The sequence below is a fragment of the Arthrobacter sp. ISL-5 genome (genome assembly GCF_018613835.1).
GTDB lineage: Bacteria > Actinomycetota > Actinomycetes > Actinomycetales > Micrococcaceae > Arthrobacter.
Genome location: NZ_JAGGPM010000046.1, coordinates 148,806 through 161,700 on the forward strand (window position 1 = coordinate 148,806; position 12,895 = coordinate 161,700).

The 12,895-nt window shown below is 67.2% G+C and carries 14 protein-coding genes; 10 read left to right on the forward strand and 4 right to left on the reverse strand.

The genetic code is table 11. The annotated features are described in order from the left end of the window. Positions 1–6: 6 nt before the first annotated feature. Genes J7I89_RS22915 through J7I89_RS22925 form a run of 3 tightly spaced genes read left to right on the forward strand, consistent with a single transcriptional unit; the run spans position 7 to position 2,738 of the window. Positions 7–744 carry a DUF5998 family protein gene (locus tag J7I89_RS22915; protein WP_214975333.1) on the forward strand — a complete coding sequence of 246 codons (738 nt, stop codon included), beginning with the start codon at positions 7–9 and terminating at the stop codon, positions 742–744. A gap of 1 nt (position 745) precedes the next feature. Next, entirely contained in the window at positions 746–2,017 is a 1,272-nt protein-coding gene (locus tag J7I89_RS22920; RefSeq protein WP_214975335.1) for a nucleotide pyrophosphatase/phosphodiesterase family protein, read from the forward strand. Further along, positions 2,010–2,738, forward strand: coding sequence for a thymidine kinase (locus J7I89_RS22925; protein WP_214975337.1), 729 nt, complete (start codon positions 2,010–2,012; stop codon positions 2,736–2,738). The genes J7I89_RS22920 and J7I89_RS22925 overlap by 8 nt, the downstream gene beginning before the upstream one ends. 66 nt (positions 2,739–2,804) lie before the next feature. Here J7I89_RS22925 and sepH read toward each other — a convergent pair whose 3' ends face one another. Further along, complete coding sequence (gene sepH / locus J7I89_RS22930; RefSeq protein WP_214975339.1) at positions 2,805–4,220, reverse strand: septation protein SepH; 1,416 nt, start codon at positions 4,218–4,220, stop codon at positions 2,805–2,807. A 262-nt stretch (positions 4,221–4,482) separates the two neighbouring features. Here sepH and J7I89_RS22935 point away from each other — a divergent pair, with 262 nt between their 5' ends. Further along, a complete protein-coding gene (locus J7I89_RS22935) occupies positions 4,483–4,782 on the forward strand; it encodes a DUF4193 domain-containing protein (RefSeq protein WP_214975341.1) in 300 nt (99 codons plus the stop codon). Positions 4,783–4,839: 57 nt separating this feature from the next. On the opposite strand, the gene J7I89_RS22940 is transcribed toward J7I89_RS22935, so the two are convergent. Continuing rightward, a complete protein-coding gene (locus J7I89_RS22940) occupies positions 4,840–5,328 on the reverse strand; it encodes a DUF3093 domain-containing protein (RefSeq protein WP_214975343.1) in 489 nt (162 codons plus the stop codon). 108 nt (positions 5,329–5,436) lie between these two features. Between J7I89_RS22940 and dut the strand changes: the two genes are divergently transcribed. From dut to J7I89_RS22960, 4 genes are all read left to right on the forward strand, one after another. Then, positions 5,437–5,997 (forward strand): dUTP diphosphatase, encoded by a 561-nt coding sequence (gene dut, locus J7I89_RS22945; RefSeq protein ID WP_214975345.1) that lies wholly within the window; start codon positions 5,437–5,439, stop codon positions 5,995–5,997. Between the two features lie 124 nt (positions 5,998–6,121). Continuing rightward, complete coding sequence (locus J7I89_RS22950) at positions 6,122–6,835, forward strand: DUF3710 domain-containing protein (protein WP_214975347.1); 714 nt, start codon at positions 6,122–6,124, stop codon at positions 6,833–6,835. Further along, positions 6,828–7,157 carry a hypothetical protein gene (locus tag J7I89_RS22955; RefSeq protein ID WP_214975349.1) on the forward strand — a complete coding sequence of 110 codons (330 nt, stop codon included), beginning with the start codon at positions 6,828–6,830 and terminating at the stop codon, positions 7,155–7,157. The genes J7I89_RS22950 and J7I89_RS22955 overlap by 8 nt, the downstream gene beginning before the upstream one ends. Further along, a complete protein-coding gene (locus tag J7I89_RS22960; protein WP_214975352.1) occupies positions 7,154–7,912 on the forward strand; it encodes a DUF3159 domain-containing protein in 759 nt (252 codons plus the stop codon). Before J7I89_RS22955 ends, J7I89_RS22960 begins: the two co-directional genes overlap by 4 nt. Here J7I89_RS22960 and J7I89_RS22965 read toward each other — a convergent pair. Both J7I89_RS22965 and J7I89_RS22970 read right to left on the reverse strand, forming a co-directional pair. After that, on the reverse strand, positions 7,879–8,676 hold the full coding sequence (locus J7I89_RS22965) for a TrkA family potassium uptake protein (protein ID WP_214975354.1): 798 nt from the start codon (positions 8,674–8,676) through the stop codon (positions 7,879–7,881). The genes J7I89_RS22960 and J7I89_RS22965 overlap by 34 nt on opposite strands. After that, the gene (locus J7I89_RS22970; RefSeq protein WP_214975356.1) at positions 8,677–9,348 is read right to left on the reverse strand and encodes a TrkA family potassium uptake protein; all 672 of its coding nucleotides are present in this window, start codon (positions 9,346–9,348) and stop codon (positions 8,677–8,679) included. It abuts the gene before it with no gap. A gap of 94 nt (positions 9,349–9,442) precedes the next feature. Here J7I89_RS22970 and J7I89_RS22975 point away from each other — a divergent pair, with 94 nt between their 5' ends. Beyond that, on the forward strand, positions 9,443–11,419 hold the full coding sequence (locus J7I89_RS22975; protein ID WP_214975358.1) for an APC family permease: 1,977 nt from the start codon (positions 9,443–9,445) through the stop codon (positions 11,417–11,419). Beyond that, positions 11,416–12,786, forward strand: coding sequence for a class I SAM-dependent RNA methyltransferase (locus tag J7I89_RS22980; protein WP_214975360.1), 1,371 nt, complete (start codon positions 11,416–11,418; stop codon positions 12,784–12,786). The genes J7I89_RS22975 and J7I89_RS22980 overlap by 4 nt, the downstream gene beginning before the upstream one ends. Positions 12,787–12,895 lie beyond the last annotated feature (109 nt).

Sequence of the window (12,895 nt, forward strand, 5' to 3'; positions counted from 1 at the left end):
GGGAAAATGAGCTCCCAGCCTCCCACCTCGAAGCCTCAAGCGCCCGACCACAGCCCACAGGCTTTCCACCACAGCTCACACAACCACAGCGCCCAGGGCCAGAGCCTTGAAGGCGCGCTCCAGCAGGCCGGTTTCTACCCCCGGCTTGTGGCCGACGTCGTGGACGACGCCCTGGACGGCCGCGACTGCGTCGCCCACCTCGTCCACCTGGAAACGCACTTTGACCGCGCCGAGGTCCGCCGGCACATCACCGTGCTGGTACTCACCGACGACATGCTGGTGATCACGCACGTTGACGACCAGCAGCTCGATGAGGCGGGCGAACAGATCGTGGCGCAGATTTCCACGGAGTCCGTTCCCGTGGCCCAGATCCGCTCGGTGGTGCTGAGCTACATGTACTCGCAGCCGCAGAACTACAAGCCGTCCGATCCGGTCCGCGAGGTGACCCTTTCCATCGCCTGGTCCGGCGGGCAGCGGCTCGACATGGGTCCGGCAAGCTGCGGGGACCCGCAGTGCGAGGCCGACCACGGGTACAGCGGAACCATCGCCCAGGAGGACATTGTCCTGCGCATCAGCGCCGAGGCGGACGGACTGCAGGCAGTCCAGGATGCCAAGCTCTTTGCGCGCGCCCTCCGCGCCGTGAACACGGGCTCGGCGGCTCCTGTTCCGCACGGGCTGCCGCCCCAGCCGCGTCCCCGCATGGGCGTTTTCTCGAACCGCCTGAGCCGCGGGCACCAGCGCTGAGATGGTGCCGGAAAACGAATCGCCCTCTTCCGCCGCCCCGTCAACACTTCGCCGGGAACCGTTCGCCGGGCTGTCCCCGGCCGGGCATGAACTGCCCGCCGCCCCGACCTACGGACGTCGCTCTGTCGCGGAGGTACTAAGCAGCGCAGCGGCGAGCCTCGGGCTGGACGGGTTCGAGAATGCGCTGGCGCTGCCGCCGGCCAAGCGCATCTGCGTGGTCCTCGCCGACGGGCTGGGCCGGAGCCTGCTCAAGCAGAAGTCCGCCCATACCCCGTTCCTGCGCGGGATCATGCAACGCGGGCAGGGGGCGGTCCCCGTATGGCTGGATTCCGCGTTCCCCTCCACCACGGCGGCCTCGCTTGCCAGCCTGGGCACGGGACTCGCCCCCGGCCAGCACGGACTGGTGGGATACGACGTCCTGGATCCGGCCCAGGACAAGGTGGTCAACATGCTGGGCAACTGGGATGCCGGCGTGGACCCGCTGGAATGGCAGCCCTTCCCCACGGTCTTCGAACGGGCGGCCCAGCAGGTTGACGTCGTCACCGTCAGCCTTCCCCAGTTCGGCAGTTCGCCCATGACGCTCGCGGCGCTGCGTGGCGGCAGGTTCATCTCTGCCACCACATCGCACGCCCGGACCGCTGCCGCCGCCGAGGCGATGGCCGGGCCGGACTCCAGCCTCATGTACTTCTACCTGAATGACCTGGACAAGGCAGGCCACCGCCACGGCTCCCAGTCGCCGCAGTGGGAGCATCAGCTTGAAGAGCTGGACGCAACCGTCAAACGACTGGACGCCGCCCTCCCGGCCGGGACCACGGTGCTGGTCACTGCCGACCACGGCATGCTCGACGTCGCCGAGGCGCAGCGCATCGACTATTCCGCCGAGCCCGCGCTGGTGGCCGGGGTCCGGCACACCGCCGGGGAGCCGCGGATGGTCCACCTGTACCTCGAAGAGGACGCGGACGGGAAAGAACGCCAGCGGCTGCTGGACGCCTGGCGCGGCCGGTTCGGCGACAGGATCTGGGCCTTCACCCGGGAGGAAGCCCTTGCTGCCGGACTCTTCGGCCCGGTCCGGCCGGAAGTCGTGGGGCGCGTCGGGGACGTGATGATCGCCGCCCGTGATGCCCTGGCGTTTTACGACACCCGCCGCGTCCGGCCGACTGCCCTAGAGGTGGTGGGTCAGCACGGCTCCCTGACCAAGGCGGAGCGGGAAGTGCCGCTGCTCTGCTTCCAGGCTGCCGGCAAGCCCGCCGGCCGGAGGGGAGCCCGTGGCTGAACTCGTCTTCTTCTCGGGCACCATGGACTGCGGAAAATCAACACTGGCGCTCCAGATGGACTACAACCACCGCGCCCGCGGACGCGGCGGAGTGCGGTTCAGCCGCAACGACCGCGCCGGCGGATTCCGCATCTCCAGCCGCCTCGGGCTGGAGACGGACGCCGTGGAGGTGGTTGACGCGACCGATTTCTGGGACGAAGTGGTGCTCCGCCGGACCCGGGGGATCCGCGTTGACTATCTCATCTGCGACGAGGCCCAGTTCTATTCGCCGGCCCAGGTGGAACAGCTTGCGCGGGTGGTGGACGAGATCGACGTCGACGTTTTTGCCTTCGGGATCACTTCAGACTTCCGCACGCGCCTCTTTCCCGGGTCACAGCGGCTGATTGAACTGGCGGACCGCGTCCAGGTCCTCCAGGTGGAAGCCCTGTGCTGGTGCGGGCGCCGCGCCACGCACAACGCCAGGACGGTGGACGGCGTCATGGTCATGGAAGGCGCGCAGGTGGTGGTGGGCGACGTCGACATGGCAGGCGAGGCGGCGTCCACGGACGCCGGCCATGTGCCGGTCGTCGGCTATGAAACGCTGTGCCGGCGCCACTTCATGCGCCGCGTCACCGCCCACGGCGCCAACATCATGGCCCAGCAGGACCAGCTGCTCCCGTTCGAGGTTGACGCGTGCCTCTGGCACGGGGCCGGCGACCGGACCACGGTCGGGGACGCCTGAGGACGAGCCGGGTCGCCTGAGCGGGAACCGGGTCGCCTGGGCAGACTCCGGGTGCCTACGTTTGGTTCAGTCGCCCCTGGTGCCGAAGACGATTTCGTCCCAGCTGGGAACGCTGGAGCGCTTCGGCCTCGATGGCTGGCGTTCAGGTTCATCCCGGTCCTGATCCGGGCGGGGCGTGGTTCCCTGGCCCGGCTGTGTCCGGTTGCCTTCCAACCGGCGGCGGGGAGCCCCGCGGCCCAGCAATTCATCCAGACCGACGTTGCCGGCCGCAGGCCGTTGCGGGCCCTCGGCGGGACGGTCCGCCGCGACGTCGTCGGCAGCAGGACCCGCCGGACCCGCCGGCGAAGCTGCGGGGGTGTCCTTACCCGCCGTGCTGACCGGGCGCAGCCGGGACGGGACAATGGTGATTTCCCGCGTGTCTGTGCTGACGCCGTCGTGAAGTTTCAGGGAATCGTCATCGGCGTCCTGGTGCTGTGGCGCGAGGCTGAGACGGGACAGCATCGAGGGCCGGCCGTCGCGCCGGCGGCCCGGCTGGCCGAACTGGGCGGCCGGGGAGTCGGACAGATCCGCTTCGGCCGATTCCGGTTCCTGTTCTTCCGGCTCCGCGTCGGTGTCGACGGCGGCAGGAACTTCCGAGGGCCTCGGATGGGCCGCGGGGACGCCGTTGGTCAGCAGCAGGGCAAGGGCGTCATCGCCGTCCTCGTCCACGCCGATTCGCTGGCCCCGCCGGGAGCGCAGCATGTCCAGGAGGCCGTCGGGGTCCTTCTTCGGCTCTGCTCCGGTGCGGGCCGCGGCCTCGGCATCGGTTTCAAAATCAAAGGGCCGGTCGGACACGGCGGAGAGCCGGCGGGCGGGCACCGGCCCGTCCAGGGGCTCCAGTTCGCTGAGCTGCTGCGCCCAGCGGTTGGCGTTCTGCAGGGACTTGCGCGAGGGATTGAACGTCCACATGGCCGGGGGTTCTTCGCCGATGCTGGCGTGGCCGCCCGGCGCAACCTCGAACCTGGCCACTACCGTCCAGGTGCCGTCGGGCCGCCGCCAGGAATCCCACTCAAGCGAGGACGAGTCAATGCCGTGGGCGGTGAGCCTGTGGGCCACCATGTCGGCCAGCGTGGCGGGGTTGTCACCGAACGCCGACCGGTAGATGTCGTGCCCGGGGGGCGGCGAAGCGACTTCCACCTTGCGGGCCTGCTGGGCAACGTATTCGCGCTCGGCCAGGACCGGTCCCTCGTAACGTTCAACTTTTTCGAGCGGCATGCCCGAAGCCGCCGCCACCTCCGCAGCTGTGGAGCCGCTGCGGATCCTGGCCTGGATGTCGCGGGGGGACATGGCCACAGCGCTGCCCGCCGATGTCCGCACCGAGGGCCGGCTGGCAGCCATCCGTAATGCTTCGTTGATCGGCAACTGGAACATTTCGCCGCCGGTGCCGCTTAACAGGAGATGCTCCCCGTCGTCGTGGACGCCTACAAGCCGTAGATCCTGCATTACAATCCTCCACCCTGGCATTACTATCAATCGAAACTCTGCCACTCAAGGCGGTCGTTTCCTGTTAGGACGGAGGGCGCGCCGCGATATTCCGGGACTTTCGGTGCCGCAGGGCGGAAGCGTGGACGGTCTTTGGTTCCGCTCTGGCTTTTCCTTGCGGCATAGGGAAAAATGTGCCCGTGATCCGGGCACAAATTGGCGGCATTCGGTGTTGTGTACGGTGAATTAATCAAGCGAGTCGACGGAGCGTGAGCAGCAGACCATGGCGACAGATTACGATGCGCCGAGGAAATCCGAAGAGGACCTCAATGAGGATTCAATTGAGGAGCTGAAAACCCGCCGCGCCGATAAACCGACGGCAGTCGTCGAAGAGGACGAAGCCGACCTCGCCGAAGGTTACGAGCTGCCGGGGGCGGACCTGTCGGGTGAAGAACTGCTGGTCCGCGTCATGCCGGCCCAGGCTGATGAGTTCACGTGTTCCTCATGCTTCCTGGTACGCCACCGCTCGCAGATCGCCCGCGAAAAGGACGGCCGCTTTTACTGCAAAGACTGCGAAGGCTAGGACTATTTCCCGGCCTATTTCCGGCTTACTTTCCGGGCAGCTTCTTTTCCCGGGGGCTTATTTTCTAATCAGCGCGGCCACGAGTTCGTCCGGGCGGCGCGTGGAAGTCAGCCAATACGGAGTGGGGTCCGAGGGGTCGGTGATTTCGATTCGCACCACGGGATCGATCCAGCCGCGGATGCAAAGGTATGCGAGGCCGTTCAGGCGCGTTCCGCGTTCCGCCGTCGCCTCGCTGCCGCGGTAGGCCACGGCCTGTCCCGTCAGGCCGCGCTCAATACTTGCCCGGCCCACCTGCAGCCGTCCGGCTGTCACGGTCACGGCAGGGGTGGACAGGATCAGCAGGACCGCCTCGATGGCGAAAAGCACGCCGGCGGCCGTTAGTCCGGCCGCCAGGCTGATGGGCGCAAAGACAAGGATGCCCGCGCCGGCGATGCCCGCCGCGACCAGCCAGATCCAGACGCCGGGCCACAGCTTTTCGGTGAAAAGAACGGTTTCATCGGGGGAGGACTGGTGGGGGGCAGGCACGGCTGCGCTTGAATCGGGCATGCACCCAGCTTTCCATCTTTGCGGTGTCTTTTCATCCCGCTCGGACCGGCCCTTGCCGCCCCGGGGCAGGTAGGAGTATGCACCGCGCGGGCGATAGAGTGAGGGACTGTGACTGACGAAGCAACACCTCTTACGCCTCCGCCGCATGCAGCGGCACCCGCCGCCCCGGCAGAGCCCACTCCGGCGGAGCCCGCACCGGCAGGGTTCGGAGCGCCAACAGTGCAGGTTCAATTGAAAATGCTCGACGCCGGCCTGGAAGCGCCGTCCTACGCCCACCCCGGTGACGCCGGAGCCGATTTGCGGGCCCGCGAGGATGTTGTGCTGGAGCCTGGCGAACGGCGGCTGGTGCCGACCGGCGTCTCCATAGCCCTTCCGCACGGCTTTGTGGCCCTGATCCACCCGCGCTCGGGCCTCGCAACGAAACACGGGCTGACAGTGGTTAACGCGCCGGGAACCGTCGATGCGGGCTACCGCGGCGAAATCGCCGTGACGTTGCTGAACACCGACCGGGAGCAGGCCATAGAACTGCGCCGCGGCGATAGAATTGCACAGATGGTCATCCAGCGCGTGGAGCATGCGCAGTTCGTCGCCGTGGGGGAGTTGAACGACTCCGTCCGCGGTGCCGGAGGCTTCGGCTCCACGGGCGGCTTCGCCGTTCCGGGCGCCTAGCTTCACCGGACACCCCGAGCGTTCCGTGAGGGCGAAGCCTCCCGTGACGCCGCCGGCGGTCAGCAAGACATGACGCGGCGCCTGCGGGGCCGGCGCGACAAGATCACAACTAAGGAGACAACCCATGGTTTTTGGGCGTGGCAGGAAAGCCAAGAAGCAAGAGGCGGCGGAGCCTGAGGACGTCCAGGCGGACATCGCGGCCGGTTCAGCTGACGACGCCGCCACCGGCCGTCGCGCCACCGGCCCCTTTGATGTCTCCGAGATCAGCAGCCGGGACGGCTACGTGGATCTCGGTGCCCTCCTCATTGCACCGCGTGAGGGTCTCCAGCTGAGGCTTGAGGTGGAGGAGGCAACGCAGCGGGTCGTGGCAGTGACCATGGACCTGGACGGTTCCAGCCTGCAGCTGCAGGCGTTCGCTGCGCCGCGCTCGGAAGGCCTCTGGGAGGAAATCCGCGAACAGATCGGCCAGTCCGTGGGCGGCCAGGGCGGCCAGGTGGAAGAAATCACGGGCGACTTCGGTCCGGAGCTGGTGGCCAAGCTGCCGGCTGCATCCGCCGACGGCAGCCAGGGTTACCGCGTTGCCCGGTTCATCGGCGTCGACGGTCCCCGCTGGTTCCTCCGTGGGGTCTTCGGAGGCGAAGCCGCGCTCAACCGTGATGCGGCAGCCGGCCTGGAGGAGCTGTTCCGGAAAATCGTCGTGATCCGCGGCGACAACCCCATGCCTCCCCGTGACCTTCTGCAGCTGCGGCTCCCCAAGGATGCCACCGGGTCCGTGCCGCCCGGTGCGCCGGAGTTCCAGCAGCCCGAACGCGGTCCGGAGATCACCCAGATTGGTTGATGCCAGCCACCCCCTGGGCGAGGCAGTGCCCATCAGCGGACTGCCGGAGCGGGGGCGCGTCGTATGCCAGGGCTTCATTGAATCGGTGACCTATGCGCCCGCAACGCAAGTGGCGGCGTTCACCGCCATCGTCACGGACCACGACCGTCCTGCGTCCGGGCGAAAGAACCGCCTTCGCGTTATCTGGCTGGGCCGCCGCCGCATTCCGGGCATCGACGCCGGAACCCAGCTCCGTCTGGAAGGCATGCTGACGGTCCGGGACGGATTGCCCACCATCTTCAACCCCCGCTACGAAATACTGTCCCACCAGGAGAACCAATGACTATGCCTGAGAACCCGGACCGGGGACCGGGACGGCAGGAGCCCGACTCGGCGCCGGAGGCTCCCGGACTTGCCGGGCTGGCCGAAGGCTACGCGTCCAAGGCCGGCCTGCACCGCACCGATGACGGGCGCATCGACGTCCTCAAAAGCGCCGGCGGGTACCAGGGCATCGCCGAGAGCATCCTGCCCGGCCTGGTCTTCCTTATTACTTTTACCGTCACCGCTGCGTTGACGCCGTCGCTCATTGCAGCCCTCGGCGCTGCTGCCGTGTTTACCGTGGTCCGGCTCGTCCAGCGCCGCCCCCTGACCCAGGCCCTGGCCGGGGTCGTCGGAGTCGGCATCTCCGCGTGGTTTGCCAACAGCACCGGCAAGGCGGAGGACTTCTACCTGCCCGGATTCCTCACCAACGCTGCCTACATCGTCGCCATGGTCATCTCGATTGCCGTCAAGTGGCCCATCGCCGGGTTGCTGTTCGGTTTTATCCGGAACGAGGGGCTGGACTGGCGCCAGAACCCTGCACGCGTCCGCGCCTACCGGCTCGGCACGTGGATCATCGTCGGAGTGCTTGCCCTCCGCCTGCTGGTGCAGGTGCCGCTCTACCTGATGGGGCCGGACGGCCTGGCGGCGCTGGCAACCACGAGGCTCATTATGGGTGCTCCGCTGTACATCCTGGGCGTGTGGCTGGCCTGGCTGGTCACCCGGCCTGCAGCCGCGGTCGTGGTTCAGCCGTCGAAGCCGTCGTCTTCCGGCGACTGATCCAGCCGGGTCTGCTGAACGGCGGCCGGCAACGGCGCCTCGGCTGCCCCGTCGGCTGACGCTTCCGCGGAACCCGACCCTTCGCCGGACCCGGACTCTTCGCTGGATCCGGGGGACAGGAGTTCACGCAGCTGGTCCTCCGCGGCGATGGTGGTGACGAAGAACAGTTCGTCGCCGCCATCGATGACGTCGTCCCTGCTGGGGGTGATCGGGGCCTGGTCCCGAAGGATGGCCACGAGCGTCGAGTCCTCGGGCCAGTCGATGTCGCCGACGGTCAGCCCGATCGCGTGCGAGTCATGGGGCACCGTGAACTCAACGAGCGAGGACACCCCGGTCTGCAGCGTCAGCAGGCGCACGAGGTCTCCGATCTCAACGGCTTCCTCCACCAGGGCCGTCATGAGCTGCGGCGTGTTGACAGCCACATCGACGCCCCAGGAATCATTGAACATCCAGTCGTTCTTCGGGTTGTTGACCCGGCCGACGGTGCGCCCCACCCCGAACTCGGTCTTGGCAAGCAGTGAGACGACGAGATTGACCTTGTCGTCACCCGTGGCCGATACCACTACATCCGCGTCGTCGAGCTTCGCGTCCTGCAGGGTGCTGAGCTCGCAGGCGTCACCGACCAGCCAGTGCGCACCGCGCAGCCCGCTCCGGCCAATGACTTCCGGTTTGAGATCGATGAGCAGAATCTCGTGCTTGTGGGCAAGCAGCTCACGGGCGATCGAGGAGCCGACGCTTCCGGCTCCGACGATGACGACTTTCACTTAGGACTCCTTGGCGGGTGCTTTGGCCAGAACATGGGCCACTTCGGCGCTGCGGTCCACACGAAGCATGGCGTGGACGGTGTCGCCTTCCTGGTACGAGGTGCCGGGCAAAGGAAGGACGCCTTCGCCGAACCGGGTCAGGTACGCGATCCGGATGTCGGCGACCTTTTCGATCGAGGACACGGTGTGGCCGATCCACGCGGGATCCAGTTCGAGTTCGGCCAGTACCAGGCGGCCGGACGGCTCCCGGAAGTCGCCGGCGAGGTGCTGTTCCGGCAGGATGCGCCGAAGGACCTGGTCGGCGCTCCAGCGCACGGCTGCCACTGTGGGGATGCCCAGGCGCTGGTAGATCTCTGCACGGCCGGGATCGTAGATTCTGGCAACGACATGGGGTACATGGAACGTCTCGCGGGCCACGCGCGTGGCCAGGATGTTGGAATTGTCGCCGCTGGAAACCGCGGCGAAGGCGTACGCGTCGGCGACTCCAGCCTGCTTGAGGGTGTCACGGTCAAAGCCGACGCCGGTCACTTTCCGGCCGGTGAAGCCGGAACGAAGCCGGCGGAAGGCGCGGTCATCCTGGTCGATGATGGCCACTGAATGGCCTGCATCCTCAAGCGTGTGCGCCAGGGTTGCCCCTACGCGTCCACATCCCATGATCACGAAGTGCGCCACACTGTCTCCTCATACTTCTCGCCGACTGCTCCGTACGACTCTACCGCCGGAATCCTGCCATGACATCGCGTCCGAATCAGACTAACTTTGTGTGGTGCTGACAATTCTGAATGCCGTGAAGCGGGTGCTGGTAGGGCGGCCGTTCCGGAACGACCGGCTGGCCCACACGCTCCTGCCGAAGCGGATCGCGCTTCCCATCTTCGCCTCGGACGCCTTGTCGTCCGTGGCCTATGCTCCGGACGAGATCCTGCTCACGCTGGCCCTGGCAGGCGTCAGCGCCGTGGCGATCTCCCCGCTTGTGGGCCTGGCCGTCATGGTGGTCCTCCTGACAGTCGTGGCCTCCTACCGGCAGAACGTCCACGCCTACCCTTCAGGTGGCGGCGACTATGAGATCGCGAACGTGAACCTGGGGAAGTACGCCGGGCTGACCGTTGCATCCGCGCTGCTCGTGGACTACGTGCTGACGGTGGCCGTGTCGATGTCGTCGGCCGCGACCTACCTCACCACCGCGGTTCCGTCGCTCCACGGCCAGCAGGCCATGATCGCCACCATCGGCGTGATCATCCTGGCCCTGGTGAACCTTCGCGGCATCAAGGAGGCCGGCAGCGTCTTCGCCGTCCCGACGTACATCTTCATGGCCTCCATCCTGGGCATGACGGCTGTGGGAGTCTTCCAGGCGATCACCGGCCAGCTGGGCGAGGCGCCGTCGGCGGCGTTTGAGATCGTGCCGGCGGAAGGCTTCGACGAGGGCCTGGTGGGACTGGCCGGTGCCTTCCTGCTGCTCCGGGCGTTCTCCTCCGGCGCCGCCGCGTTGACCGGCATTGAGGCCATCAGCAACGGTGTGCCGAATTTCCAAAAACCCAAGAGCAAGAATGCAGCCACCACGCTGCTGCTGCTCGGCGTGATCGCCTCGTCCATGCTGGCCGGCATCATCTACCTGGCCAACGCGACGAAGGTGCACATTGTGCTGGACCCGGCCACAGAGTTCCTCCTGAACGGCCGGCCGCTGCCCGAGGGCTACATCCAGAGTCCGGCCATCAGCCAGATCGCCCAGACCATCTTCGGCTCGGGTTCCATCTTCTTCTTCATCGTGGTCGCCGCGACCGGGGTGATCCTGGTGTTCGCCTCCAACACTGCGTTCAACGGCTTCCCGGTCCTCGGCTCGATCCTGGCCCAGGACGGTTACCTGCCGCGCCAGCTGCGCACCCGCGGTGACCGGCTGGCGTTCAGCAATGGCGTCCTGGCGCTGGCCGCCGGGGCCCTCGTGCTGATCATCGCCTTCAACGCGGACGTCACAAAGCTCATCCAGCTCTACATTGTGGGCGTGTTCATTTCGTTCACGGTCAGCCAGCTGGGCATGATCCGGCACTGGGGCCGGGAGCTGAAGCTGGCCAAGGACAAGGCGGTGCGCCGCCGGATGTTCAAGTCCCGCACCATCAACATGATCGGCTTCGGCATGACCTCGCTCGTGCTTGTGATCGTGCTCATCACCAAGTTCGAGCAGGGCGCCTGGATCGCCCTGCTGGCGATGTTCGTGCTGTTCCTCATCATGTGGAGCATCCGCGCCCATTACGACAACGTGGCCAAGGAACTGGCCGTCGACGAGGACTCCTCGCCCCGCGCCCTGCCCACACGCGTCCACGCCGTGCTGCTCGTCTCCCACGTCCGGAAGCCCGTCCTCCGGGCCCTCGCCTACGCGCGCGCCTCACGCCCCTCCCGGCTGGACGCGATCACCGTGGACATCAACGCCGAGGAAACAGCGCACACGCTGGCCGACTGGGACAAGCTTGAGATCCCCGTCCCCCTGACAGTGCTGGCCAGCCCCTACCGCGAGACCATCACCCCGATCATGGACTACATCAAAAGCATGCGCCGGGACTCTCCGCGCGACCTCATCGTGGTGTACATCCCGGAATACGTGGTGGGCAAGTGGTGGGAACAGCTGGTCCACAACCAAACGGCGCTGCGCATCAAGACCCGGCTCCACTTTGAACCAGGCGTCATGGTGGCCAGTGTTCCGTGGCAGCTCAAATCATCCGAAGAAGCAAAGAAACTGCAGGACATCCAATGACCGTGCCGGACACCCAGACCAACTCCATAGGCGCCGAACTGACCGTCGATATCGGCCCCGTGGCCCACGGCGGGCACTGTGTGGCCCGCCACGAAGGCCGCGTGGTCTTCGTCCGTCACGGCATACCCGGGGAGCGCGCCCGGATCCGGCTCACCGACGCGGGGGAGTCGGCCAAGTTCTGGCGCGCCGATGTTGTGGACGTCGTGGAACCGTCGCCGGACCGTGTCCCGCACTTCTGGCGGGTGGCCGATTCCCTCAGTTCCTGGGAGCACGGGCATCCGCCGGTCGGCGGTGCCGAACTGGGCCACGTGTCCTTGTCCCGTCAGCGCAGCCTCAAGGGCGAAGTGCTGGCCGAACAGCTCAAGCGGCTGGCCGGCGTCGAACTTTCCACCGAAGTGGAAGCGGTGGGCGCAGCCAGCGCCGCAGACGCGGAAATCAACGACGGCGGTGACGGCCTCGCGTGGCGCACGCGGGCAAGCTTTGCGGTGACCGCCGGCGGCAAGCTGGGCATGCACGCCCACCGTTCGGACCAGGTCATCCCGGTGCGGGAGATGCCACTCGCGGTTGACGGGGTGAACGCCCTGCGCCTGTGGGAGATTGACCTGCAGGGCATCGAGCGCGTGGAGGTTGCGGCGCCGGCCAACGGGTCGCGGCCGCTGGTGCTCCTCGCGCCCGCGCCCGGGACCCGAGCCAAGCGGCTCAGCACCATCCTCGCCCAGCTCCCCGCGGATGTATCCGTGGCAAGCTACGATCCCCTCAAGGACGAGACCCTGCAGTTACGCGGCCGCACCTGGGTGCAGGAGTCCGCCGCCGGCCACGACTACAGGGTCACGGGTGCCGGCTTCTGGCAGATCCACCGCGACGCTCCGGAAACCCTGGTGGGCGCCGTGACCGGCTTCCTGCACGACGGCGGGTTCCTGGAGCCGGGCGCGGCCGTCGCCGATCTCTACGCCGGGGCCGGGCTTTTCACGGCACCGCTGGCGGACGCCGTCGGTGAAACCGGTTCCGTGCTGTCGGTGGAAGGCGCCCCCGGAACGAGCCGGGACGCGCGGAAAAACCTGCACGGAGCACCGCAGGTCGAAATCGTGCAGGGCCGCGTGGAGCGCGTGTTGCGCCAGCAGCCCCGCAGCTTCGACGCCCTCCTGCTGGATCCGCCGCGTGCCGGTGCAGGCAAGGCGGTGGTCAACCAGCTGATGGCCGCAAACCCCCGTGCCATCGCCTACGTGTCCTGCGACCCTGCATCGTTTGCCCGTGACATCGGTTACTTCCAGCAGGGCGGCTGGTCCCTCTCGGGGCTTAGGGCGTTCGACCTGTACCCGCACACGCACCATCTGGAGACGGTGGCACTGCTGACTCCCCGCGGTTGATGTGACTAGGATGGGCCTAGTAGTCCCGCGTCGCGCTCCCTTTTACGGTTGACCCATGCAATTTGTCAGGGCCTGCACTAATTAGGATCCCCTAACTAGCAAGCGGTCT